This is a genomic window from Pandoraea pulmonicola (genome assembly GCF_000815105.2).
Classification (GTDB): domain Bacteria; phylum Pseudomonadota; class Gammaproteobacteria; order Burkholderiales; family Burkholderiaceae; genus Pandoraea; species Pandoraea pulmonicola.
In genome coordinates this window covers 2,752,876-2,777,985 of sequence record NZ_CP010310.2, presented here as the reverse complement: position 1 = coordinate 2,777,985, position 25,110 = coordinate 2,752,876, and the positions used below count along the sequence as shown (strand labels likewise).

Sequence of the window (25,110 nt, the reverse complement as noted above, 5' to 3'; positions counted from 1 at the left end):
CCAGCCATCGCGCCAGATGGGCGCCGCTTTGCCGGGTGCTTCGGGTTGAGCCCTACCCGACCCCATCGAACCCCATGAACTTCAGGATCGAACACAAGGAACCTACCTCATGACTTCGCCTACCTCTACCTCGCCCCCGCCAGCGCTGTGGCGTACCTGGCTGATGATCGCCGTGCCGATGATGTTGACCAACGCGCTGCAGTCGATCGCAGGCACGGTCGACGGCATTTATCTCGGGCATCTGATCGGCACCGACGCGATTGCCGCCGCCTCGGCGTTCTTTCCCGTGTTCTTCTTTTTGCTGGCTATCGTGATCGGTCTGTCGGCCGGCGCGACGGTCATGATCGGTCGGGCGTGGGGCGCGCGGGATCTTCCACAGGTGCGCAATATCGCAGGCACCGCGCTGGTGATGATGTTCGCGATCGGTATCGTCGTCAGCCTGTTCGGTGGGCTGTTCGCCTCGCCGCTCATGCAGGCGCTGGGCACCCCGGCCCGCGTGCTCGACGCCGCCACATCCTACGCGCGCTGGATGCTCATCGGCATGCCCATCGTTTTCCTGCTGTGGCTGACGACCTCGATGAGCCGTGGCACGGGCGACGCCGTCTCACCACTGTTCACGCTATTGATCGCGACGCTGCTGTCGCTTGCCCTGACGCCGGCGTTCATCTTTGGCTGGGGACCGTTTCCCCGTCTGGGCGTGGCGAGCGCCGCCGCGTCGACATTGCTCGCATTCAGCATCGCCCTGGTCTGGATGGCGTGTCACTGGCGCCGCAAGGAACATCCGCTGGCGCCGGGGGCAGACCTCTGGCGGGCGGTCCGCTGGCAACCGGCCCTGGTACGCGGCATCCTGCGCTTCGGCGTGCCGGCCGCCATGCAGATGCTGACGATGGCGATCGCGGAAATGGCATTGCTGGGCATGGTCAACCGACACGGCGCGAACGCGACGGCCGCCTATGGGGCCGTCACGCAAGTGATGAGCTGGCTCCAGCTACCGGTCATGACGCTCGGCATCACGGCGTCGATTCTCTGCGCCCATGCCATCGGTGCGGGTCGCCGGGAACGAGTCGGCGCCATCGTGCGAACAGGCTTTCTGTGCAACCTCGGGCTGACCGGCGCGTTGACCGTCTTGATCTACCTGGCCGCGCCCACGATCATGCGCGCTTTCCTGACGGATGCGGAAGTGCTGTCGCTCGCCACGCACCTGCTCTACATCGTGGCCTGGAGCGTGCCGGCGATGGGCATGGCGGTCATCATGGTCGGCGCCATGCGGGCCAGCGGCACGGTGTGGATTCCAGCGCTGATCGGCGTGATCGGCCTGCTGGGCATCGAAGTCCCGGCCGCCCTGCTCTTCGAGCGCATCGCCGGGCTCACCGGCATCTGGTGGGCGTATCCGCTCGCGTTCGTGGCAATGCTCGCCATGCAGGGACTGTGTTATCGCGCCTTCCGGCGCGCGTCATACCGGGCCCAGACGAACATGAGCATGCCGGCACATGACAGCAAGGCGCCGACCCAGCCGGTCGACGTCCAGCCGTAGCCCGCCGTGATCGCTACGCCGCCGAGCCATGCGCCGGCGGCGTTCGCCATGTTGAAGGCCGAATGATTGAGCGCCGCCGCGAGCGTCTGCGCCTCGCCCGCGACGTCCATCAGACGAATCTGCAAGGCCGGGCCGATGATGATGATCGTGCCGATGGCCAGCACGTTGATCCCGGCGAGCCAGGGGCTCGACGACGTGAACGTGAATGCGCCCAGCAGCAGCGCCGACCAGATCAACGTGCCGCCGATGGCGCGCATGAGCGAGGCGGCGGCCACCAGACGCGGCCCGACGATCGTGCCGGCCACCATGCCGACACCGAAGAGCGCCAGGTAGAACGGTACCCAGGCTTCGGGCACACCCGCCACCTGCATGAGCGTCGGCTTGATATAGCTGAATACGGCGAACATGCCGCCGAAGCCGATGGCGCCGATGCCGAGCGTGAGCCAGACCTGCGAACTGCGCAGCGCGCTCAGCTCACGCAGCGGGCTTGCCCCGTGCGGCGCGGGCACGTTCGGCACCCAGCGCCAGACCATGAACGCGGTAAGCGCACCGATCGCGCCGACCAGCACGAATGCCGCGCGCCATCCGAGCCACTGACCGAGACCGGCCGCGAGCGGCACGCCAAAGAGCGTGGCCAGCGTGAGACCGAGCATGACCTGCCCGACCGCATGGACTCGACGATGCGACGGCACCAGCGAGGCGGCAACGAGCGACGCCACGCCGAAGTAGGTGCCGTGCGGCAAGCCGCTCAGGAAACGCAACCCGATGAGCGTCAGGTAGTTCGGCGCCAGGGCACTGGCGATATTGCCGATCGAGAACATCGCCATGAGGGCGATCAGGAACGCGCGACGCGGCAAACGCACACCGAGCACCGCCAGCAGCGGCGCGCCGATGACAACGCCAAGCGCATAGGTACTGATGGCGTGACCGGCCTGCGGAATGGTGATGTGCAGATCGCGGGCAACGTCGGGCAGCAGGCCCATGATGACGAACTCACCCGTGCCGATACCGAAACCGCCCATCGCCAACGCGACGAACGACAACCACACGGGAATTGACGACGGGGGCAACGCTTCGGCCGCCTCGGCGGGCAGGACTTGGGGGGCACTCATTGGAATTCGGCAGTGACAGCCAGCACGAGACTGGCAAGGTTGTCGGCAGGGACAGGAAAACGGCGTCGGGCGCTGTACCGTATCGACTGACCGCCGGAACGACGGTGCATCCGCCGTTGCGGTCCATCACGGCAGCCCCGCTCGAGGATGCCGATTCTACGCCAACGGCCGCAATCCTGCCGAACACGCGCTGCAACGCAGCATCGACAAATTTCACATTGGACGCCGCTTGTAGCCTCGCACCCCAGACGGTGCCTTGCGACGCAATATCCCTGTTTCCGAACGCTTGACCGTCTCGGGAAGTCGACGGCAGTCGACAACGACGGGACAACGACGTCGCAAAAAAGCCGACCCAGTGGGTGGGCCGGCAATCTACGGTTGCGCTCCGGATGCGGGTACCGGATGCAATCGTATCGGGGGTCGACGAAGCACGGCACGCTGCAACTGCGCAGCCCGCCTTTGGGGCCGCGTCGTTCGCACCGCGCTTCGGAATCCGTCGTCAGTGGTGACGCTTCTTCTCGTGCCACCTCCCTGACGATTCATCCTTTTCGTAAGTCTTCTTCACGGCGCCCCACGCGACCTTGTGCGCAGCTTCCTCGCGCGACTCGTGGCCACGCCGCTCGGCGGGCTCCTTGTATTCGTCCCAGGCAGCGTTGAACGCCTTGAGGTAGATCTCTTGCGCATGTGCGGGCAAGTGGTTCTTGACACTTGCAGGCAACTCACGCGTTTGGTGATACGGCATGGCGATGTCTCCTTGCACGCGGCTCCCGAACGTCGTCCGGGGACCATGGATCCGGTTGCGATGCCGACTGGCGCCGCGGCCCGCGGGCCGAAGCGCCGCCGGTCATATGTGCCCCATCAGCACCAGCAACACGACGATGAGCACGACAAGCCCGATGCCGCCGGACGGGTAGTAGCCCCACCCCCGGCTGTACGGCCAGGCCGGTATCGCGCCAATCAACAGCAGGATCAAAACAATCAACAAGATGGTGCCAAGCATGACTTTCCTCCCTTGTCGATCCGACGGTTAGTGGAGCGCCTGCTCCCGCGCCCTCACGACTCGCGTACTCCGACGCCCGACATATTTGCCTGGCGGCCTGACAGGCGGCTCTTCCACCGGCGGGTCGAGCGGCCTGTCGGGCGGGGGCGCCGGGGGTGGCTCGTCCTCATCGGGCGGCGACTTCGGCGGCGGCGTTCCCGGCGGCTTGCCCGGATCGAAAGGCTCGGGCAAATGCGCCCTCAGCCGGTGGCCCTGCAAGCGCCGGCAGATGCCGGTTTGGCTCGGCATGGGCAACGTCCTGCCCGGCTCAATGCCAGTAAGGGTCGACGGTGTAATACGTATGCACCTGCTCGGCCCATTGCAGATCGGCCATGCTCGGCCAGTGATCCTTGTCGAAACCAGGCGCTTTCTTGAGGGCTTCCTTGTCGATGTCGAGAATGAAGCGCTTGTTCTCCACGTCGAGCTGCAGGGCATGCCATGGAATGGCGAACAGCTTGTCGCCCATGCCGAGAAACCCGCCGAACGACAGCACCGCATAGGCGACGGTGCCGCGCTGCACATCGAGCATGATGTGCTTGACCTTGCCGAGACTCTCCCCGGCGACGTTCACGACATCTTCCGCATCGAGAGAGTCGGCCGCCATGACCGACGGGCCCGGGCCGTCGGGCAATTTGTGGCTGGTACCGACGATGCGGGCGCCCGACTGCGACGTGACGCTGCGGCTGGTATGCATGGTCATGATTCCTCCTTCGTCCAGTGGTATCGACGGCGTGCAGCACGCACGCCGGCTACGCGTGGCGCGAATGCGGTCACTTTTCCGCGACCTTGAGATCGTCCTTCACGTCGACGACGCCATCGACGCCCTTGACCGTGTCCACGACGAGCGTCTTCTGCGCCGATTGCGGCACCGAACCTGTCAGATGCACCACGCCGTTGCGGGTGGTCACGTGCACCTTGGTCGACGGCACGTCCTTCTTGGCAAGCAGCGCGCCCTTGATCTTGGCCGTCAGCGCCGAGTCGTCGATCTTGCGGCCCGTGTCCTTCATCACGCCACTCGCGCCGGCCTCGTCGGCGATCTTGATGATGCCGCCCTGATCCAGTGCGTGAGCCGCGATGCCGGTAGTGGCGAGCGCACCCGCCATGACGAGTTTGAGCAGATTGGATCGTTTCATTGATGACCTCCCGAAAATGTCGTCGCATCGTTGGCATTTCTGCCGTGGGCGTCACCTTCAGCACGTCATGTGCGGCGCCCAGCGACGAACGAGTCCTAGGTGATACATCCCCTCGTCCGGAGATGTCCGGCCTTGCCTGCTCCGGCAGGCCCGATGCACGGTGCGTACCGTGTCGCGGCCCTGCCAGGTATTCAGTGGTGCGTGCGAACGGCGTCAGATCTTGTGACCTTCCTGGCTCTCGCCCGGACGGCTCATCGGCTTCTCGCGACGCTCGTGCAACTGGTTGTCGACGCCGATCACCCCCGCCACCTTGGCCACGACGGTCTCGACGACATGCTGCATCGATCGCTCGGGCACGGCGCCTGTCAGCAGCACCCGCCCGCCTCTCACGGAGACTTCGACCCTCGACACGTCGAGATCCCACGCATCGCGCAGCGCCTTGCGGACCGCGTCGCGCAGGACGGCATCGTCGGCGTCGCCTGAAGGAGCCGACGAGGCGCCGCGGGAGCCTGCCTGCACGGGCAGGGACGTCGTATGCTGCGACGTACCGCGCAAGCCCGCTCTCGCCGAAGTCTGCTCATCGCCCGGCGCGCCAACCGTCCCTTCCGGCCATACCACGCGTCGCGATTGCGTCGGGCTGGGTGGCGAAGGCACGTGACCGGCAGCGTTTCGGCCCGTGCCCGCGTAATCGTCATGAGGGCCATAGCCACTCTGCCGCCCGAACCGCGGGTGTTCGCCCGGGGGGGCGTCGCCCGGACCGTAGCCGCTTTCCTCACCATGGGCAATCTCCGGGGCATACCCGTGCCCACTGCGAGCGCCGCCAGGATTTCCGGCCTGTGCCTTCGACGGCGTCTGCGTGCTTGGCTTTTGCTGCGCGCCTCGCTTCGGGCGAGAGGCGCCCAGCCATGCCGGATCGCTCTGCCTGACGGCCTGTGCCGTCTGCGCATTGCGCATCGCGGACTGCCTGGACTCATGCGACGCCGCCGAATTCGTCCCCTCGGGGCCGTTCAACGCGTCCGATCCCTGCCCTCCGCCGCCGACAGTCTCGGCGTCGCCATCTTCATGCGTGAGTACGTGTTCCTCGTTCTGCATCCCTTCGTCCGCGTTGCCGGGCGACGGGGAATTGCGCTTCGCCATGACAAACTCCTTGGCTGCCGCCGGTGCTTCCGTGCTTCCGTTTTGCACACCTGACTTGTTGAAATCGATTGTAGATAGCTCGGTTCGTCAGGCGAATCGGCGGAGTCTGAAAGACGTGTAGGCGCATGCTGGCAAGCCGCAGGCCGTCACGGGAGGATGGGGGTTTGAAAAAAGCAATCGCCTATGAATCAACGAATTGCAGCACTTTTCGAAAGCAATTCACTAACAATAAGCGGTGCGTCGATGAGTTGCGTGAAGACATGGAGGCATGGAGGCGTTCGCGACTCGTGACGCAGCGCACTCAGACCATGAAGTCCGCCGCCATGTCAGCATCGGTACGCGCCTCCAGCCTGCCGTCGCGGCACGCCTTCCGAAAGAGTTCGTAGTCGCGCTCGACCTGATCGGCGTAGCCGGTCGCGTAATGGATCAGCGCCTCGCCCAGCCGTACGCCTTTCCCCACGTAGCCGACCATTTCCGGCGCACAGCCGCCCGCCTTGGCATGTGCGCGCGCCAGCACCCAGCCGCACAGTCCGGCGTATTCGCGAAATCCGTCGGCGCGGAAGAGTTCGAACTGTGCGGAGATCTTCATATCGCGCAACTGACGACCGTAGATGCAACGCCCGAACGGCCCGCTGGCCCAGCCGAGGAACGCATCGGACGCCGCCTGCATGAGGCGCTGGCCTTCAACCACGCGCCGCCCGTCGTGCTTCGGCGTCGTGCTGCGGAAGTAGCGGGAGATCACGGACTTCGAGGCCTCCTTGAACTGCAGGAAGAGCGGCTGCCCGTGCGTGTCCATCATGAGCAACACCAGGCAGCGCGTGCCGACACTGCCCACGCCCACGACCTTGAACGCCAGGTCTTCCAGCGTATAGCTTGTCAGCATGCGGGCGCGATCGACGGGCAGCGAACTCACATAGCTCTTATATAGGGGAGCGAACATGGTGCGCCAGTCGCCGAGCCCCAGCCAGTCGTCTTCGGGGCCGAACAGCGTGGTCGCGCCGTGCACGTGAAAGACCGTTGGCGGCGTGTCCCGAATCAGCCAGTGGTCGCCGACGTGCTGGGCGAACTTGGGCAGCACGTTTTCATGCGTGCGCCCGGACGCGCGAGCAATGCCGCGCTTCACGCCCTCGCGCACCCGGTCCGTTCCGGCGAGATCGAGCATGCGCTCGAACGTGATCTGCTCATGCCAGAGCGCGATCGTCGACATGTGGGCGTACTCGTCCAGACGGCGGGCATAGGCGTCGACCGCCGCGCGCACCATCTGCACGCCCAGGGTGTCGCCAAAGCCGAATTGCCGGGCCGCCAGCACCAGACTTACGCACAGCCGCTTCAGATCCCACTCCCAAGGCCCCGGCGCCGTCTCGTCGAAATCGTTCAGATCGAAGATCAGCGTGCGCTCGGGCGTGGCGAAACCGCCAAAATTGGCCAGATGGCAGTCGCCGCAGATCTGCATCGTGAGCCCGGTGTGCGGCGTACCCGCCAGATCGTGCGCCTGCACGATGGCGCTGCCGCGAAAGAAGGCGAACGGCGACGCCAGCATGCGGCCGTAGCGCAGCGGCACGAGCGCGGGGACGCGACCGTCGCTGCTCGTGCGCAGCAGCGCCAGGATGTCGCGATCGAGATCGCCGAGATGGGCATGGTCGCCGCGGGGCGTCTTCTGGCGCAGTTGGCGGCCTGCCGCCACGCGGGACTCGAACGGAACGACCGGCGATGCCGGCGCGGCCGTGGCGCCAGCATCGGCGAGCGGCTCCTCGCTCGGGGTGCGCCGGGAAGACGGCTGAGTGGGCGATTGGGTCGGCGACTTGGTGGACGACTTGGCGGACGACGACACGGGAAGCATGGCCGGCTCCTTATGACTGAGATGGCGTCGTCGCATTCGCCTCCCCCGGCGCCTGCGCCGGGGCGGGATACCAATGCTCCGGCGGGATCGTGAGCGGCGATTCGGGCTGATCTCTGAAATGCGGCGACATGATCTGCACGCCGTAGCGATTGAAAGCGTCCTGAATGTTCTCGTGCAGCGCCGAAATCGCGGCAAAACGTGTGGCCGGATCGCGAAGCGTCGCGAAGATCTCGTACTCGGCGTAGAAATCGGAGAGTCCCCGTTGCAGCACATACGGCGCCGGCTGCTGCGCCACCTGCGGCGTACGCTCGGCGGCCTCGATGAGCATGGCGTACACCTGCCGCCACGGGGTGTCGTAGCCGATGGTGACCATCGTGCTGATCGCCACACCGCGCTGCCGGCCCTGCTTCGTGAAGTTGCGCACCGTCGAGGCGACGACCACCGCGTTGGGGATCGTCAGTTCCTCCTGTGCCAGATTGACGAGCTTCACCGAGAGGGCATCGACACCGACCACCACCCCCGTCGCATCGCCGATGGACACCAGGTCGCCCTTCTTGAGCGAACGGCTGTAGATCACGACCATGCCGCTCATCAATTGATTGACGATGCCGCTGGAGCCGAGCGTGACCATCAGGCCGAGCAGCACCGACAGCCCTTTGAAAACGTCGCTCTGCGCGCCAGGCATATGCGGATAGGCGAACGTGATCGCGAGTCCCCAGATCATGACCGACATCAGGCGGCGCGTCGCGCCCGCCGTTTCCGGGTGCATGCCGGGGATGTTCAGGCGGCCGCCCTGCACCGCGTCGAACACGTTGTTGACAAGGCTTTGCAACGCCCGGGTCAGGAGGAAGATGACGACCACGGTCATGACGCCCGGAATCGCGTCGGCCACGGCCAGTCCGAAGCGGTCCACCAGCCCCCAGAGGAATTCGAACAGGCGCGTGGCCGTCGGCTGGCTGGCCGGAAACTGCATCAGCGTGAAGATCAGGTACAGATAGGCGAACATCAGCACGAGACACACGGCGCCGATCTGTACGATCTGATGCACGAGCTGCATGGCCGAGCCGGTCCAGTCGAACGTGCGCGCGGTGCGTTGCAGGACGTGCTTCTCGAATACCGCCTGCAGACGCATCGCCAGCCGTGTTCGCATGCGCCCCACGCCGATCACGAGCAACGCCAGCACGCCGGTGGCCAGCGCGCTGAGCGCCACACCTCGGAGGATCGTCGGCCAATGAAGCTGGGCGCGGCGTGCGGCAAACACCGCCTGGAGATTCTGGCGAACGTCCTCGCCGGTCTCGTCAAGTCCGCGCGGGTCGCCCGGCGCAAGGTCGTCAGCCGTCAGCGCGAAAAGAAAGTGGTCCTGCACGCGGAACGCGATGCCGGAAACGCCGCCCACGGGGACATGCAGCATATCCACCGGGGCACCGAGCGCACTGGCCGGCAGATTGTCGAGCACCGCGCGGGCGCGGGCGGCCCGGACTTCGGGGGAGGCCCCGGCGAGAACGCCGCGAAACGTGGCGACCGGACGGTCCATGAAGCGAAGCGCGACGCCATCCTGCGCGTCGAGCGCCGCGGTGGTGCCGGTCGAGGCCTGAGCTGTGGCCGCCCCGCTCGCGCCTGCCGCCGCAACAGTTCCGGACGCCGCCGGCGTTACCGTATCGGCCGGAAAACCCGGCCCCGCGGCCAATCCACACACCACCACCAACACTTGCAACAGCCCAATGCGAATGCGCATATCACGGCTCCTGCGGGCAAGTTGTTCATCGAGATTGAACGCGGTGCAAGGAAATCCCACGGAAATCAGGCAAAATCGAGGGCTGCCATATCCGGCCTCTGGCCCATTTCCCCCTGGACGCGACAGCGCAACGCCGTGGATCGCCGCTCAAGGCGCGTTACGCATGCGACGCCGGCTGGCCCGGTTGTGACCGGAAACGCCGGCGGGAGGCAGATATGAACGGATTATTCACTATGGCATCGGCACTGTCGAGCACCGGCGCGGCATGCGCTGACATCGGCCGATTCCATTGCGCTCACTCGACTGGCAAATTGGAGACGCCTGCCGTCGGAAAAATTCCGACACGACCCTCAACTATCGGCCACCCGTGCCGATAACCAGTTAAGCGGGACTTTTCGGTCGGTTTTCATATGTCCAGTTCGTACAGTAGTTGGCTCGTGGCGTTATCGCTCGCGGTTGCGGTACTGGCGTCGTTTACGGCGCTCGATCTCTCGGGTCGCATCTATCTCCTGATTCACCGCGGCATGCGCCATGCCTGGCTTGCCGTGGGCGCCACCGCCATGGGCATCGGCATCTGGTCGATGCACTTCATCGGCATGATGGCGCTTTCGCTGTCACCCTCCTGGACGCCGCTCGACAGCGCCTCGACCGTACCGCTCGGCTACGATCCGGCCATCACGGCTGGCTCGCTCGCCATCGCCATTGCGATTTCGTGGGGCGCGCTCTGGCTGGTCGCCAGCGAGCGCTTCACCAGGTGGCGGCTCGCCATTGCGGGCACCACGCTGGGCATCGGCATCGCCTCCATGCACTACACCGGCATGGCCGCCATGAAAATGAACCCGGCGATCGAGTACGACCCGCTGCTTTTCGCGGCGTCGGTCGCGATCGCCATTCTCGCCGCCACGGCCGCCCTGTGGATCGCACAGACGCTGCGCGACGGCAACCTGCGGTACGTCCTGGCCAAGCGCGTGGGCGCCGCCATCGTCATGGGGCTGGCCATCACGACGATGCATTACACCGGCATGGCCGCCGCCAACTTTCCCCCCGGCACGATCTGCGGCGCGGCCTCCGGCGTGAGCTCGCCGTGGCTCGTGACGACCGTCAGCCTGTTCACGTTCCTGATCCTGGTCACCACGCTGCTCGTCTCGCGCCTGGATGCGCGCACCAGCTTCCTCGCCAACTCCGTCCTGCAGCTCAATACCCAGATCGCCCGCATGGCGACGTACGACGCGCTGACCGACCTGCCCAATCGCCGCGCGCTCCACGACGCCGCCGCGCGCATGCTGATCCATTCGCGCCGCGACCGGCGCCGCTTCGCCGTGCTCTTCATGGATCTCGACGGCTTCAAGACCATCAACGATTCGCTCGGCCACAACGTGGGCGACGACGTTCTGCGCGCCTTCGCCAAACGCCTGCGCAAGAACGTCAATGGCGACGACGTGGTGGCGCGCCTGGGCGGAGACGAGTTCGTGGTACTGCTCGGCTCACTGTCCACGCCCCAGGTGGCGGGCCGCGTGGCGCAGCGCCTGCTCGACGATATGCGAGACGGCCTGCGGGTGGGCGACCAGTCGCTGCACGTCATGCCCAGCATCGGCGTGGCCGTGTATCCGGAAGACGGCGAGAGCATCGACGTGCTGCTCAAGCACGCCGACACCGCCATGTACGAAGCCAAGCGCGCCGGGCGCGGCACGTTCCGCTACTTCGAACCGGGCATGAACGCCGCGGCACAGCGCACCTGGGAGATCCAGCAGGCGTTGCACGACGCGGAGCACGAGCAGTATTTCTCGCTGCACTTCCAGCCCAAATACCGGGGCGATACCGAAGCGCTTGCCGGCGCCGAAGCATTGCTGCGCCTGACGCACCCGACCTTCGGCGAGCTGCAGCCGGTCGATTTCATCCCGGTGGCCGAGCGCACCGGGCAGATCGTGCAGATCGGCTACTGGGTGGTGCGCGCGACGTGCCAGCACATCAGGGAATGGGACGCCGCGGGGCTCCCGCCGGTGAAAGTCGCGATCAACCTCTCGCCGCGCCAGTTGGCGCAGTCGTCGCTGGTGGAGAACATCGTGGCGATCGTGACGGAAGCCGGCGTCACCTGCGACCGGCTCATGTTCGAGATTACCGAGACGGTGGCCATGTTCGACGCGCAGCACACCATCGATGTGATTCGCGCGTTTCAGGAATATGGCTTCGAAGTGGCGATCGACGACTTCGGCACCGGCTATTCGAGCCTCGCCTACCTGCAACGCTTCCGCGTCAAGCAGTTGAAGATGGACCGGTTCTTCACCAACGGACTCGATACCTGCGGCCAGGAAGGCAGCGCCGTGGTGTCGGCGATCATCGCGCTGGCCCACTCGCTGGATATGGACGTCGTGGCCGAAGGAGTGGAGACGGCATCGCAACGCGAGGCGCTCAAAACGCTGGACTGCGATGAACTGCAGGGTTTCCTGCTCGGCAAGCCACTTACGAGCGACGCGTTCGCCCGTCTGCTCGCCTCCCTGCCGGGAATGCCCGGCGCCGCGACTGCGGCGTTGGCCTGAGCTTGAGCGTCAGGCAGCCGTGTCTGCGCCACGTGGCGCGGCACGGCGGGTGTCCACCGGCGCGCTGCACGCGTAACGACGCAATGACGCTCAGCCCTCGGAACGAGAGGCGTTAGCCGCTTCGGCGTCTTCGAATGCGTCGAGCGCTTGCCCCGTCGCGAATGCCGCGGCTCGGGCCAGGCGTTTGCGCGTGCCTTCGCTGGCGGCAGGCCCCGCCGCCGGCACATGGCGCTTCGGATCCAGCCGCACGCCCGTCACGGCGTCGATCACCACCGGCTCGACCACTTGCCCCGTCTCCCGATCCACCAGCTGTGCCGAAATACCCTCCGGTGCGAAATGCCGGTTTCCCCATGCCAACATTGCCCACAGCACTGGACGGAAATCGTGGCCCGCATCGGTGAGTAAATATTCGAAACGCGGCGGCCGGTCGCAATACTGCCGACGCTCGAGCAGACCTTCCTCCACCAGCGCATTCAGACGCCGCGTCAGCATGTTGGGCGCGATGTCCAGACGGCGCTGGAAGTCATCGAAACGCGTGGTGCCGTATCCGGCCTCGCGTAGGATCAGAATGCTCCACCATTCGCCCACGCGCTCCAGGCTGCGGGCGATGGGGCACTGCATGTCGCGAAACGTCTTTCGTTGCATATAGCTTCCTCCGGTAGGGCACTGGCGACAACGCCGGCCACCCCGTTGCTACTACCATGCAAGCGAGCATAAGCGCGTCGCTCCCGACTGGCAAGCCGGCGACGGTGTCAATCGCACCGAATCCGGCGCCCTCCTTCTCGCTCCATTTTTAATCGAATAAAATCAAAAAGTTACAAATCATTCCTGATATCAAACATTTAAAGTGAATTCCACAGCCAAGGCCTCAATGCGCGTCAGCCGTCGGTGCTTTCGGCGGTGCAACCCGCCGCATCAGCGGCACCATCAACGTCACGCAAATGAAGATCAGCCCCAGACCCCCGTAGATGTCACCGAACGTCATCGTCTGCGCCTCGCGCAAGGTGAGCAACCAGAGTTGACGAAGCGCCGCCGTTTGCGCATCGATCGCATCGAGCCCGGCCGCACTCATGCGCGCTCCCACGCCGGCGAGCCATGATCCGACGGCGGGACTCCCCTCGCCCATGCGCTCGGCGAGCCGGAAGAAATGGAGATTCGTCCGGTCGTTGAGCACGGTGGTGCATACCGCGATCCCGATGGCGCCGCCAAGATTGCGCATCAGGTTGAACAGCCCCGACGCTAGGCGCAACCGCGCCGGCGGCAGGCTTCCCAACGTCAGCGTGACGATCGGCGCGACAGCAAACTGTTGCGCCGCACCGCGCAAGGCCTGCGGCAGCAGCAACTGCGCCGCGCCCCAATCGTGCGTGAGCGGCGCGAACTGCCACATCGACAACGCGAAGGCGCCGATGCCAGCCATCATCAATACCCGCAGATCGACGCGGTTGGCGAGCATGGCGTACACCGGGATCGACATCAGCTGGAAGATACCGGTCGAGAACACGGCGATACCGATCTCGAACGCCGAGAAACCGCGAACCCGTCCCAGGAACAGCGGAGTGAGATAGATCGTCGCGAAAATGCCGATCCCGGTGGCGAACGAGAAGAAGCAGCCGAGCGCGAAGTTGCGGTCCTTCAGCGCCCGCAGATCCACGACCGGCCGCGCGTACGCAAGACTGCGCCAGATGAATGCGATGCCACACAACCCGGCGAGCCATGCCGTCGCGCGAATCGTGTCGTCGCCGAACCAGTCCCAGCGCGGCCCTTCTTCCAGCGTGTATTCGAGACAGCCCAGGCAAACGGCCATCAACACCATGCCAAGATAATCCGCACCGCGCAACAGCGACCAGTCGGGACGGTCGATGCGCACGAGCAGCGGCACGGTCACCGTCACGAAGATCCCGGGCACGAGGTTGACGAAGAAGAGCCAGTGCCACGAATAGTTGTCCGTGATCCAGCCGCCGATGGTCGGCCCGAGCGTTGGCGCCAGCGACGACAACCCGCCCACCACAGCCGCCGCCAGCACACGCTGCGGCCCCGTAAAGAACGCGAACGCCGTGGTGAAGACCAGCGGAATCATCGACCCGCCGAGAAACCCTTGCAGCGCGCGAAATGCGATCATGCTCTGGATATTCCACGCGGCCCCGCACAGCAGACTCGCCACCGTGAATCCGGCGGCCGACGCGGCGAAGATCCAGCGCGTCGACATCACGCGCGAGAGCCAGCCCGACAGTGGAATCACGATAATCTCGGCAATCAGGTAACTCGTCTGGACCCACGCCGTCTCGTCGGCGCCGGCCGACAGGCCACCGCCAATGTCCCTGAGCGACGCCGACACGATCTGAATGTCGAGCAACGCGATGAACATGCCGACGACCATCGTCGCGAAGGCGACGACCTTTGCCTGCGTCGACATCGCATCCGCCGAAAACCCTCCACCCTGCGCCGGCGGCCGGCCCTCGCCCTGCGCATCGTTGGCCGACGGCCCCGGCGGTGCGGGTTGCGCCACGGCATGGTCGGCACCCGGTGCGTTCGCAGGCGCCGCCGTCGGCGACACCGCTCCGGCGGCGCTCATCGTGCAGCTACCTTGGCCGCCGCCGGTGCCGCGGGTGTAGCAGGTGTAGCGGGCGACTCACGGCCCTCCCCGCGCGCGTCGACTTCAGCCGTGACCGACAACCCAGGGCGTAGCGTGCCGAGATGCCCGTCGGCGTCGTCGAGTTGCACCCGCACCGGCACGCGTTGCACGATCTTCGTGAAGTTGCCCGTTGCATTCTCCGGCGGCAGCACACTGAACTGTGCGCCGGTCGCGGGGGCGAGACTCGCAACGCGACCGTGGAACACCCGCCCCGGCAACACGTCGGCCTCGATCTTCACCGGCATGCCGGGGCGCAGCCGCGCGAGTTGCCCTTCCTTGAAGTTCGCATCGACCCATAGCCCGTGCGCCGGCACGATCGACAGCAGTTGCGTGCCGGCCGGTGCATACGCCCCGGTCCTGGCCCGGCGATTGCCGACGGTGCCGTCGACCGGCGCACGCACCACGGTGTCCTCGAGATTCAGTCTGGCGATGTCTCGCTCGGCTATCGACTGCGCCAGAGCGGCCTGCGCCTGCTGCTTCTGGGTGGCGATGACGTCGAGCTGACGCTCCGCCGCCGTGGCGCCGGCCTGCGCACGATCACGATTGGCCACGATCTGTTTGTAGTCGGCGTCCGCCTTCTGCGCACTCTGCACCGACACGGCGGACTTGGCGACGAGGTCCTGATAGCGCACCTGATCGTCATGAGCGCGACGGGCGTCGGCGGTCACGGCCGCAACGCTCGCGTGCGCCTGTGCGATCACTGCCGTCTGCAGCCTCGCGGTGGCGTCGAGATTGGCGAGCAGCGCCTGCTGTGCCGCGACAGCACCCTCCGCCTTGGCGAGCGCCGCTCGGTAATCCCTGTCATCGAGCCGCACGAGGACGTCACCCGCCCTGACCGCCTGGTTGTCCGTCACGAGCACTTGCGCAATGTATCCCGGCACTTTCGGCGCCAACACCGTAACGTCGCCGCCGACGTACGCGTCGTCGGTGGATTCCAGATAACGCGCCGTCGTCCACCAGTAGACGCCGTAGCCGAGAACGGCCAGCGCCGCCACGATCGCCACGCCGCGCACAACGAAGCCGCGCGCCGCGAGACGCTTGCCGGGAAAGCCGCCTGTCGGGGCAGCGCTCGGGGCGGGGGAATTCGGGGATGTCATGGGTCGATCCTTCTTCAGTTCATGAGGGGTGGCATGGGGGACGGCGCAAGTTGCAACGAGTTGTTGCTTTCATAATGGAAGTGAGTATAGAGTTGCAAACTATTATTTTGCAAGTAACTAATTTACCGTCATGTCCTTCGCTCGCACCATGCCGCCCAAGCGGACTACGCCACCCGTCGCGCCCCCCTTCTCTTTGCGCCATGTCTGGCTGGCATTCGCGGTGAGCACGCTGGCGGGATGCGCACTCGGCCCGGACTATGCGCCCCCGAAGGTCGATCTCCCTGAGCATTTCGCGAGCGGCGTGTTGCTCAAGCAGCGCGATGCGGCGCTCGGCGTACGGACCGGCACGCAGCAGGACGCCGCAGCTCTCGACGCGTGGTGGACGCGGTTTCAGGATCCGGTGCTCACCGGCATCGTCGAGCAGGCGCTGGTCCAGAACCTCGATCTGCAGGCGGCGATGGCACGCGTCGAGCAGGCTCGGGCACAAGCGCGCGCCGCGGGAGCACAACGACTGCCGTCGCTCGCGCTCAATGGCAGAGTGACGCGGCAACACCAGTCATTGGAAAGCCCGCTGGGCGCCTTGGCGCGCAGCAGGCCGGGCTACAACCGCAACTCCACGGATTACGACATCGGCGCAGGCGCGAGTTGGGAACTGGATCTGTTTGGCGGGCTGGCGCGAACCGCACAGGCGGCGAGTGCCGTGGCACAGGCGGCCGAAGCGCAGCGTGACGGGGTTCGAGTGAGCGTCGTGGCCGAGGCGGCCGACGCCTATTTCCGTGTGCGGGCGGCACAGCGACGCCTGGCCATCGCGCAGGATCAGATCGAGACCGACACGCGTCTCATGGAAATCGTGCGGCTGCGCCTGAAGGACGGACTGGCCACCGCCCGCGAACTCGCGCAGTCCGAAGCCCTGCTCGCCCAGGCGCGCACGACACTGCCGCCGCTGCGCATCGAGCGCGAGACGCAGCTCAACCGATTGGATGTGCTGATGGGAGCCGCGCCCGGCACGTACGCGCGCCGCATGAGCGAGGCCACGCAGCGCGATGACGCGCATGCCCGGCCCATCGCCATCCCGGCCATCGCCGACGCGAGCGCCCCTGCAGATCTCTTGCGTCGTCGACCGGACGTCATTGCCGCCGAACGTCGGCTCGCCGCCGCGAACGCGCGCATCGGAGCAGCGCTGGCCGAGTATTACCCGAAGCTTTCCCTGTCGGGCGTGCTGGAATTCGAGACGCTGGCGGGCGGACGCGTACCGAGCGCGGCGACGTTCCAACCGCTGGCTGCACTCGGTCTGCGATGGCGGCTTTTCGATTTCGGTCGGATCGACGCCGAGGTGGCGCAGGCACGCGGCGCCAACGCACAGGCGCTCGCGGAATACCGGCTGACGATGCTGCACGCAACGGAAGACGTGGAGAACGCGATCGTGTCGCTCGTCGAACTGGAACAGCAGCGCAAGGACCTGGCAAGCGCCGTGGAAGCACAGACGCGGGCGCGAGACAGCGCACAAGAGGCTTATACCGGCGGCACGGTGAGTCTTTACGAAGTGCTCGACGCGGACCGTCAGCTACTCACGGTGCGCGACGCCGATGCGCTCGCGCAGGCCGACAACGCCCGCGCGGCCGTGGCCACATTCCGCGCGCTGGGTGGCGGATGGGATGCGCCGCCGCGGACCTTGGCACAGACGCCGGCACAATAAGACGCCGGCCAATCTCAAGTTCAAGTCCGCCGCGCTCTCCGGAGGATCGAGGCCGCCCCGGGCGCAGCGCTGCCGACGCGGCGCTTGCGGGTGGCAATCGCAGCACGCCCCACGGACGCCGACACCCCTGGTGATGCGAGCATCGATTGATAGGTCGCCGCAAGCGCCTCCTGCGTACTGACCTGCTCACGCAGGCGCGCAATGACAGCGTCCTGGAGTGCCTTGGCCGAACGTATTTCGTGCTGCGCTTCGGTCATGGCGGACAGCGCCGTCTGTACCTCCTGCAGTTCGCGCTGCCCCTGCTTGCGTTCTTGTTGCAGCGACTTGATCGACTCACGCGCCGCGTCGAGTTCGAGCATCAGCCGGCGTTCATTGGCGTCGGCGCGTTCAATCAGCCTGGCGCGCTCGGCGTCCCATCCCGCGCGGTGTTTCACATGCTCGTCTTGCAATGCCTGCGCGGCGTCGCGGGCTGAGGCCAACGCCTGCCGCGATGTCACGGCGTCCGCCTGTGCATCGATCAGCAGGGCTTCCGCACGACGCGCCTGGGCTTGCGCCTCGTCACGCGCCTGACGCGCGTCCGCGGCCGCTGTCTCCGCCGACGCGACCCGCTCGTGCAACACGGCGCGTGCCTGCTCCAGCGCTTCACGATCCGCCGCCAGCTCAGCTTCCCGGGCGTCGAGCACCGCGCGTTGCGCCGCGGCCTCTTCTGCCAGTGCCGCGCGACCTTCCTGCAGCGCGAGCGTCCACAAATCGAGCGCCGCCCGAGCCACCGACTCCGGCATCGCCATGCCCTCGGGGAGCGCCGCGGGCCCATGCCCCGCGCCTTTCAATCGAGCCCCGAGGCCCGCGAACCACGCGTCGAGATAGGGGCTGACGGTGTTTGGCGATCCGCGCCCCAATTGCTGGCGAATGCGTTCGATGGTCGGACGATGGCCAGCCATCAACAACGCATCGGCTGCGGTCCAGACATCCAGCTCCGAGATGCCACGACCGCCCGGGCGCGGCGCCGGGGTTTGCGGAATTTGCGGAATTTGCGGAGTCGAATTCGACGAGGAAAGCTGAGCCATGGGCGGAAACTCCTTTCGAACGGTGACATTGCCAAATAACCCACGATAATGGAAGATTATCGATCCTTATTGGCAATAAACGTTATATTTATTACATATTACATATGAAATTATATGTTCGGTAAGAAAATTACATCCGATGCCATTTCACCACGCCGCTCGAAGCGAAATGCGCCGATGTCGAATGCCCCGCCCCTTCGCCTGCCGGGTCCACTCGATCCGGCCTTGCTCGATGTCGATGCCCGAGCCGCCGTGCAGGCGCTCGTCCGGGAAGGCGACTCCGCCAATACGCGTCAGAGCTACCAATCGGCCATGCGGTACTGGATGGGCTGGTATCGCCTGCGCTATGGCGAGCCGCTCGTTGCGCCGCTGCCGCCTGCGGTCATCGTGCAGTTCGTCGTCGACCACGCACAGCATCAGGGCAAGCACGGGCTGACGACGGAAATGCCCGCCGCGCTGGACGCCGAACTCGTCGCGCAAGGGCTCAAAGGCCGGCTTGGGCCACCGGCCCTGGCCACCCTGCTGCACCGGCTGAGCGTCATCGGCAAGTTGCACACGTCGCGCGATCTACCGAATCCCTGTGCGCAGCCCGCCGTGCGCGAACTGCTCGCCAAAACGCGACGCGCCTATGCGAAACGGGGGGTGCGAACGGCCAAGAAAGACGCCCTCACGCGCGAGCCGTTGCGTGCCCTGCTCGCCACCTGCGACGACTCGCTGCGAGGCAAGCGCGACCGGGCTTTGCTGCTGTTCGCGTGGGCCAGCGGCGGGCGACGCCGTTCGGAAGTCGTACGCGCGACGTGCGAAAACGTGCGGCGCACGGGACCGGACCAATACGTCTACACACTCGCCTGGTCGAAAACGAACCAGCAAGGCGTCGACCTGCCAGAAAACGACAAGCCGGTCACGGGTGCGGCCGGCGTCGCGCTCACTGACTGGTTGACATCCGCCGGCATTACGCAGGGCGCCATCTTTCGTCGCGTGCGGCGCGGCGGGCATGTCGGTGAGGCACTCACCGAAGCGGCCGTGCGCGACATCGTTCGCGCGCGTTGTGCACTTGCTGGACTGGAAGGAGACTTCTCGGCTCACTCGCTGCGAGCGGGCTTCGTGACGGAAGCGGCGCGCCAGCAAGTGCCGCTCGCCGAGACCATGACGATGACCGGGCATACGAGCGTGGCGACCGTCATCGGCTACTTCCGGCGCGCTGACATGCAACGTTCGCGGGCGGCCGATTTGATGGGGGATGACACCGAAGGCACCGAGGGGACCGGCGGGACCGCTTCCGCGAACTGACGCGAAACCAGCCCAACGGATTTGCAGGCTCGGATCCTGTTCATGTGTACTCACGCACGCATAGCCGATGTCCGTTTTGGGCCGCCATCAGGAGCCTTCGTACGCCGATGCTAAATTAATCGCACGTTGATTTGCGAAACGGCCAATTGGCGTACTTCTTATCGGAGGCTATTCGGATGACTCTCACGATGCTTGTCGTAGTGATTGTGCTCGCCGCTAGTTGCGCAGCACTCAAATGGCGTCGCACAAGTAGAACACTCTACGCTATATCGATCATCTTGTTTCTGGCGGTCGGCTGCGGTCCCATTCCGGCATGGCTGTTGAGCAACCTGCAATCAGCCTATGACGTGAGGCCGACAATCGAATGGAGCAAACGCAATGCGATTGTGCTGCTGGGTGCCGGCACCGAAAAGGTCGCGCGCACCAATTCCGTCGAACCGGGAACGTTCTCGTACGCGCGCATCGTTGAAGCAGCAGAACTCTATAACGACTGTCGCAAGACGGAATCGGATTGCAAGATATTTGTAAGTGGCGGCGATGCGCAGAAAACCGGCTCCCCAGAAGCGATCGTCTATCGGAAATCTCTGCTCAGACTCGGCATCCAGGCAACTGATGTGCTTCTCGAGTCCGACAGTATGAATACCTGGCAGAACGCACAATTCACCAGCGCGTTGCTTCGGCGCTACGATGCCGGCCGCACGTTACTGGTGTCGTCAGGCATCCATATGCGACGCAGCATGCTGTATTTCTCGCACTTTGGGGTCACCGCGACACCGGTGCGTGCCGACTATCTGCGCGCAAGAATGTCTGCGCTGCCGCTGTCGTACAACTTCGCCGTCGCGGATTTCGCATTGCATGAATATACCGGGATCGCCCGTTACCATGTGTATAACGCGCTAGGCTGGAATCCGGTGAGGCAGCAGCCGGGCGACGCATAATGCGGCAGCGGCGAGGACAACGCTTTGAGCTCTCCCGAGGCGCCGCTCCAGCCACTCTCAAATAATGTGGTCCCGAAACGGCCGACGTAATCGTTCCTGCGTTGGATGCTATCGGGCCGCTACGCCTGTCGATTTCAGGGGGTGGCCCGCGAAAGACTCATATTAATTGCATCTTTTGCGCATTGCGCGTATGGCCAATACGCCAGAGCTACCCATCGGCCATGCGTTACTGGATGGGCTGGTACCGCCTGCGCTATCGCGAACCGCTCGTTGCGCCATTGCTACCTGCGGTCATCATGCAGTCCGTACTTCCTGTCCGGCTCCGCGCCCGTGGCGGCCCCTAATGCGTAATAGGATCACCTTGATGAGGTCAGGCAACGTTTGCCTTCTGCCGCTCGAGAGCGTTGGCGAGCCGCGTTTGGCCGGGCTTCTTCAGTCCGGTAAGCGAAAGTAAATGCCTAAGTGTGGAGACCTTTACGTTGTACTCTCGGGCGATGCCATAGATTCCGCCCTTATCTTTAATTTGTGCCGCGTTGAGCTCACTCCAAGCAATCACCATGGCGTCGGTGACCGGATTTCTCATGTCCGGGTAGAGCCGGTCCATGCCTACTTGGCTCAGCCCGCCGGTGGCACTAACATGCTCCTTCACATCGCCATACTTGACGTTGTACTTCTCAGCCACGCCGATGAGTCCGCCCATGTCTTCAATTTGCGCCGCGCTGAGCGTCTCCCACTCCCTCAGCAAGTCATTGGTCACCACAACTTTCTCATGTGGATTGAGCCGATCGTTGGCCAGCGGTCCTGGTGTACCGTCCACAAGAATGTACTTCTGAACAGTCGTGTAAGCGATGTTGTACTTCTTGGCCACGCCCCTGAGTCCGCCCAGCTTTTCAATTTTCTCGGGGCCGAGCTCGCACAAAGTTTTCACCTTGTCAACGGGGATCGGCGGAGCCCTGCGGCGGCGCACACTACTCGCCTGAGTATTGCCCGATGCCCCTTGTTCCGTGCGCCTTTCTGGTTTGGCTTGCTCCGAACCGGGAGCAAAGCCGAGCCACTCGATGAGTCCCGAATTAGATAGACGATTAAGGTCGATTGGCATATCGATGATGGCTTGTGAGGGAGCGGCACTGACCCTAATACAATTTGCCTCCCAAGCGCTCACGGATCCATTGCCCGGCGCAGGAGGTGCCTCTGCCTCAAACGATGGGGCGCCGACAGATTGCGACAGCTTGATTTGCCCCGAGTCGGGATGGAAACCGGGCCCCTCGGTCAATTGGGTACTGGCCGAGGGGCCGAGGTAAGGCTGGATGTTGGACGAAACCGGCGAGGCTTGGCGAGTGATTCCTGCACAATCGGCCGTCCAGGCTGGCGCTTGCTGATGGGGCGCCGTGCTCCACGCGCCGGCATAGGGATGAGACTCAATCAGTCGGGTATTGGCCGAGGCGTCGAGGTAAGGCTGGATGTTGGACGAAGCCGGCGAGGCTCCGCGAGTGATTCCTACACAATCGGCCGCCCAGGCCGGCGCTTGCCGATGGGGCACCGTGCTCCACCCACCGGAATACGGATGAGACAAGCGACTGATGCTGGACTGTGCAGGAATTTTCATGACGATTCGTTGTTGTGTACGAGCGGTAAGGCGCTAACGAGCAAATAGTGTTTTGCCGGACAAGAACCATGCCTATGGGGAGCACCGCGGGGAAGTGCCCAGTCTCAAGGCGGGTACCTTATCACTTGCCCACTTCTCGGACTTTGTCTTTTTGATCATCCAGAAATCCCGCTTGTCGATACGATCTGACCATCTTTCGTCGCGGGCGGCGCGGTGCGCATGTCGGGGAAGCATGCAGTGTTCGCGGACGGCCGGATCAGCGAGATCCTCCCCCCTGTCGATTTCGAGAGTGGTCTGCAAAAAGATGCATATTAATGGTATCTTTTAACGCATAGCGTGTATGTCATAGTGAACATTCCTCCTGTTATGACTGCCGCTGTTCCCCTCCCCGAACACTCCAAGGTGCAGATCGTCATGCCTAGCCCCCTCGCCACCCAATCGCGCAGTCGCGCCCTCATCGAACGTTTCGGCCTGCTCACCCCCATCATCCAGGCCCCGATGGCCGGCACGTCGACGCCCGCGCTGGCGGCCGCCGTCTCCAATGCCGGCGGCCTCGGCTCGATCGGCGTGGCGGCCATGGGCCCCGAAGCGGCGCGCCAAGCCATCCACGACACCCGCGCGCTCACGCGCAAGCCGTTCAACGTCAACGTGTTCTGCCACGCGCCGGCCAAGCTCGACGCGTCGCGCGATGCCGCCTGGCTCGCTTACCTCGCGCCCGAATTCGCGCGCTTCGGCGCGACTCCGCCCTCCACGCTCAGCGAAATCTACAAGAGCTTCGTGGTCGATGACGTGATGTTCGCGATGCTGCTGGAGGAGCGTCCGGCCGTGGTGAGCTTCCATTTCGGGCTGCCGTCGCAGGAGAAGATCGACGCCCTGCACGCCGCCGGCATTACGCTGTTCGCCACGGCGACGAATCTTGCCGAAGCCAGGGCCGTCGAAGCGGCCGGCGTGGACGCCATCGTTGCGCAAGGCTACGAAGCCGGCGGCCATCGCGGCCGCTTCGAAGACCTCGGCGACGGTGTGCCGACCGACGACGAACAACTCGGCACCCTGGCGCTCGTCCGGCTGATCGTCGCGCATACGTCGGTGCCCGTGATCGCGGCCGGCGGCATCATGGACGGCGCCGGGATCGCGGCGGCACTCGCGCTCGGCGCCCAGGCGGCGCAACTTGGCACGGCGTTCGTCGCCTGTCCCGAATCGTCGGCGGACGCCGCATATCGTGAGCGCCTGACCAGTGCGCAGCCGCCGCGCACTGCGCTCGTCCGCGCGATCTCCGGACGCCCCGCGCGCGGCTTTGTGAACCGACTCTACGCGCTGGAACAGGCAACCGACCGCCCCGCGCTGCCGGCCTATCCCGTCACCTACGACGCCGGCAAGGCGATCCACGCCGCCGCCAAGGCCCAGGGCAACAGCGACTACGCCGCACAGTGGGCCGGGCAGGCCGCACCGCTTGCCCGCGCCATGCCCGCAGCCGAACTCGTCGGTGTGCTGCGTACCGAGTTGCACGAGACATTCGACGCGCTACGCGAGCTTGCCGACACCTTCTGATCGGACGCCATCATGACAACTTCACAACCCCAACGTCTGACCCGGCGCCTGGGCATGTCCACGCCGATCATTCAGGCGCCGATGGCCGTGGCGTCGACACCGACGCTTGTCGCGGCCGTATCCAATGCGGGCGGCCTCGGCTCACTCGCCGTCGGCAACATGGACGCCACGGCAGCGCGCGATGTCATTCGGCAGACGCGCGCCCTCACGAGCCGCCCCTTCAACGTGAACGTATTCACGCATGTCCCGGCGCGGGCCGACGCCGCGCGTGAGGCCGCCTGGCTCGACTACCTCGCGCCCGAGTTTGCCGGCTTCGGCGCCAAGCCACCCGCCGCGTTGCGCGAGATCTATCTGAGCTTCGTCGAAGACGTGGCGATGTACGAGATGTTTCTCGAGGAGCGTCCGGCCGTCGTGAGCTTCCATTTCGGCCTGCCGTCGCAGGCGTGGATCGACGCGCTGCATGCCGCCGGCATCCTGCTGTTCGCCTCGGCAACGAACGAGGACGAGGCGGCGGCCATCGAAGCCGCGGGCATCGATGCCATCGTCGCGCAAGGCTGGGAGGCCGGTGGCCATCGCGGACGCTTCAACGATGAAGGCGATCGTCAGCCGAGCGAGGATGAACAGTTGGGCACCCTGGCACTCGTGCGCCGGCTGGCCGCGCGCACCTCGCTGCCGATCATCGCCTCCGGCGGCATCATGGACGGCGCCGGTGTGGCAGCCGTGCTCGCACTCGGTGCACAGGCAGCGCAAATGGGTACAGCCTTCGTGCCTTGCCCCGAGTCCGGCGCCGATGCGGCTTATCGCGCGTCGCTGACCAGCGGCGAGCCGCCACGCACCGCTCTCATTCGCGCAATCTCCGGACGGCCGGCGCGCGGGCTGGCCAATCGCTTCTGGGCGCTCGAACAGGCGCCCGACCGCCCGGCCATTCCCGACTACCCGATCACGTACGACGCCGGCAAGTCGCTCAACGCCGCAGCCAAGGCAAAGGGCAGCAGCGATTACGCTGCTCAATGGGCCGGTCAGGCGGCGCCGCTTGCGCGCGCATTGCCTGCCGCGGAACTGGTCGACGTCCTTACCCGGGAAACGCGTGAGGCGATCATGACGGCCACCAGCTTCCAGCGGTAAGCGCGATCTGTCCGTCGACGGCGACATGCCTGTCGCCGTCGACG

At 65.3% G+C, this 25,110-nt stretch carries 20 protein-coding genes; 7 read left to right on the top strand and 13 right to left on the bottom strand.

Going from position 1 to position 25,110, the window contains the following annotated elements; genetic code table 11:
- The first annotated feature begins 109 nt into the window (after nucleotides 1-109).
- The gene (locus tag RO07_RS12215; protein WP_084072577.1) at nucleotides 110-1,534 is read left to right on the top strand and encodes an MATE family efflux transporter; all 1,425 of its coding nucleotides are present in this window, start codon (nucleotides 110-112) and stop codon (nucleotides 1,532-1,534) included.
- On the opposite strand, the gene RO07_RS12210 is transcribed toward RO07_RS12215, so the two are convergent.
- The 8 genes from RO07_RS12210 to RO07_RS12175 form a co-directional block, all read right to left on the bottom strand.
- Nucleotides 1,432-2,646 carry an MFS transporter gene (locus tag RO07_RS12210; protein WP_039411038.1) on the bottom strand — a complete coding sequence of 405 codons (1,215 nt, stop codon included), beginning with the start codon at nucleotides 2,644-2,646 and terminating at the stop codon, nucleotides 1,432-1,434. The two genes, RO07_RS12215 and RO07_RS12210, sit on opposite strands and share 103 nt — an antisense overlap.
- Before the next feature lie 499 nt (nucleotides 2,647-3,145).
- Nucleotides 3,146-3,388, bottom strand: a complete 243-nt coding sequence (locus RO07_RS12205; protein ID WP_039411037.1) for a ChaB family protein — start codon at nucleotides 3,386-3,388, stop codon at nucleotides 3,146-3,148.
- A 102-nt stretch (nucleotides 3,389-3,490) separates the two neighbouring features.
- A complete protein-coding gene (locus RO07_RS12200) occupies nucleotides 3,491-3,646 on the bottom strand; it encodes a DUF3309 family protein (RefSeq protein WP_072637024.1) in 156 nt (51 codons plus the stop codon).
- Nucleotides 3,647-3,953: 307 nt separating this feature from the next.
- Nucleotides 3,954-4,379, bottom strand: a complete 426-nt coding sequence (locus RO07_RS12195) for a PRC-barrel domain-containing protein (protein ID WP_039411034.1) — start codon at nucleotides 4,377-4,379, stop codon at nucleotides 3,954-3,956.
- 76 nt (nucleotides 4,380-4,455) lie between these two features.
- On the bottom strand, nucleotides 4,456-4,818 hold the full coding sequence (locus tag RO07_RS12190) for a BON domain-containing protein (RefSeq protein ID WP_039411033.1): 363 nt from the start codon (nucleotides 4,816-4,818) through the stop codon (nucleotides 4,456-4,458).
- Nucleotides 4,819-5,031: 213 nt separating this feature from the next.
- Nucleotides 5,032-5,955 (bottom strand): BON domain-containing protein, encoded by a 924-nt coding sequence (locus RO07_RS12185; RefSeq protein ID WP_039411030.1) that lies wholly within the window; start codon nucleotides 5,953-5,955, stop codon nucleotides 5,032-5,034.
- A 301-nt stretch (nucleotides 5,956-6,256) separates the two neighbouring features.
- Nucleotides 6,257-7,795, bottom strand: a complete 1,539-nt coding sequence (locus tag RO07_RS12180; RefSeq protein ID WP_084072576.1) for a DUF2252 domain-containing protein — start codon at nucleotides 7,793-7,795, stop codon at nucleotides 6,257-6,259.
- A gap of 10 nt (nucleotides 7,796-7,805) precedes the next feature.
- Entirely contained in the window at nucleotides 7,806-9,530 is a 1,725-nt protein-coding gene (locus RO07_RS12175) for a mechanosensitive ion channel family protein (protein WP_052267222.1), read from the bottom strand.
- A 410-nt stretch (nucleotides 9,531-9,940) separates the two neighbouring features.
- Here RO07_RS12175 and RO07_RS12170 point away from each other — a divergent pair, with 410 nt between their 5' ends.
- Nucleotides 9,941-12,067: a putative bifunctional diguanylate cyclase/phosphodiesterase gene (locus tag RO07_RS12170; protein ID WP_039411028.1), complete on the top strand. Its 2,127-nt coding sequence runs from the start codon at nucleotides 9,941-9,943 to the stop codon at nucleotides 12,065-12,067.
- A 90-nt stretch (nucleotides 12,068-12,157) separates the two neighbouring features.
- Here the strand turns inward: RO07_RS12170 and RO07_RS12165 are convergent, their stop codons facing one another.
- The 3 genes from RO07_RS12165 to RO07_RS12155 form a co-directional block, all read right to left on the bottom strand.
- A complete protein-coding gene (locus RO07_RS12165) occupies nucleotides 12,158-12,712 on the bottom strand; it encodes a winged helix-turn-helix transcriptional regulator (RefSeq protein WP_039411026.1) in 555 nt (184 codons plus the stop codon).
- A 223-nt stretch (nucleotides 12,713-12,935) separates the two neighbouring features.
- A complete protein-coding gene (locus RO07_RS12160) occupies nucleotides 12,936-14,480 on the bottom strand; it encodes a DHA2 family efflux MFS transporter permease subunit (protein WP_052267576.1) in 1,545 nt (514 codons plus the stop codon).
- A 155-nt stretch (nucleotides 14,481-14,635) separates the two neighbouring features.
- Nucleotides 14,636-15,796 (bottom strand): HlyD family secretion protein, encoded by a 1,161-nt coding sequence (locus tag RO07_RS12155; protein ID WP_039411024.1) that lies wholly within the window; start codon nucleotides 15,794-15,796, stop codon nucleotides 14,636-14,638.
- Between the two features lie 130 nt (nucleotides 15,797-15,926).
- Here RO07_RS12155 and RO07_RS12150 point away from each other — a divergent pair, with 130 nt between their 5' ends.
- On the top strand, nucleotides 15,927-17,492 hold the full coding sequence (locus RO07_RS12150) for an efflux transporter outer membrane subunit (RefSeq protein ID WP_237171427.1): 1,566 nt from the start codon (nucleotides 15,927-15,929) through the stop codon (nucleotides 17,490-17,492).
- 20 nt (nucleotides 17,493-17,512) lie between these two features.
- Here the strand turns inward: RO07_RS12150 and RO07_RS12145 are convergent, their stop codons facing one another.
- Nucleotides 17,513-18,559: a DNA-binding protein gene (locus tag RO07_RS12145; RefSeq protein WP_052267221.1), complete on the bottom strand. Its 1,047-nt coding sequence runs from the start codon at nucleotides 18,557-18,559 to the stop codon at nucleotides 17,513-17,515.
- 177 nt (nucleotides 18,560-18,736) lie between these two features.
- On the opposite strand from RO07_RS12145, the gene RO07_RS12140 reads away from it, so the two are divergent.
- Together RO07_RS12140 and RO07_RS12135 are read left to right on the top strand one after the other, a co-directional pair.
- Complete coding sequence (locus tag RO07_RS12140; RefSeq protein ID WP_039411021.1) at nucleotides 18,737-19,849, top strand: site-specific integrase; 1,113 nt, start codon at nucleotides 18,737-18,739, stop codon at nucleotides 19,847-19,849.
- Between the two features lie 176 nt (nucleotides 19,850-20,025).
- The gene (locus RO07_RS12135) at nucleotides 20,026-20,787 is read left to right on the top strand and encodes a YdcF family protein (RefSeq protein ID WP_039411019.1); all 762 of its coding nucleotides are present in this window, start codon (nucleotides 20,026-20,028) and stop codon (nucleotides 20,785-20,787) included.
- Between the two features lie 370 nt (nucleotides 20,788-21,157).
- On the opposite strand, the gene RO07_RS25920 is transcribed toward RO07_RS12135, so the two are convergent.
- A complete protein-coding gene (locus tag RO07_RS25920) occupies nucleotides 21,158-22,393 on the bottom strand; it encodes a hypothetical protein (protein ID WP_147284505.1) in 1,236 nt (411 codons plus the stop codon).
- Nucleotides 22,394-22,807: 414 nt separating this feature from the next.
- Here RO07_RS25920 and RO07_RS12125 point away from each other — a divergent pair, with 414 nt between their 5' ends.
- Both RO07_RS12125 and RO07_RS12120 read left to right on the top strand, forming a co-directional pair.
- On the top strand, nucleotides 22,808-23,941 hold the full coding sequence (locus RO07_RS12125; RefSeq protein WP_039415217.1) for an NAD(P)H-dependent flavin oxidoreductase: 1,134 nt from the start codon (nucleotides 22,808-22,810) through the stop codon (nucleotides 23,939-23,941).
- A gap of 12 nt (nucleotides 23,942-23,953) precedes the next feature.
- Nucleotides 23,954-25,066 (top strand): NAD(P)H-dependent flavin oxidoreductase, encoded by a 1,113-nt coding sequence (locus RO07_RS12120; protein WP_039411015.1) that lies wholly within the window; start codon nucleotides 23,954-23,956, stop codon nucleotides 25,064-25,066.
- Nucleotides 25,067-25,110 lie beyond the last annotated feature (44 nt).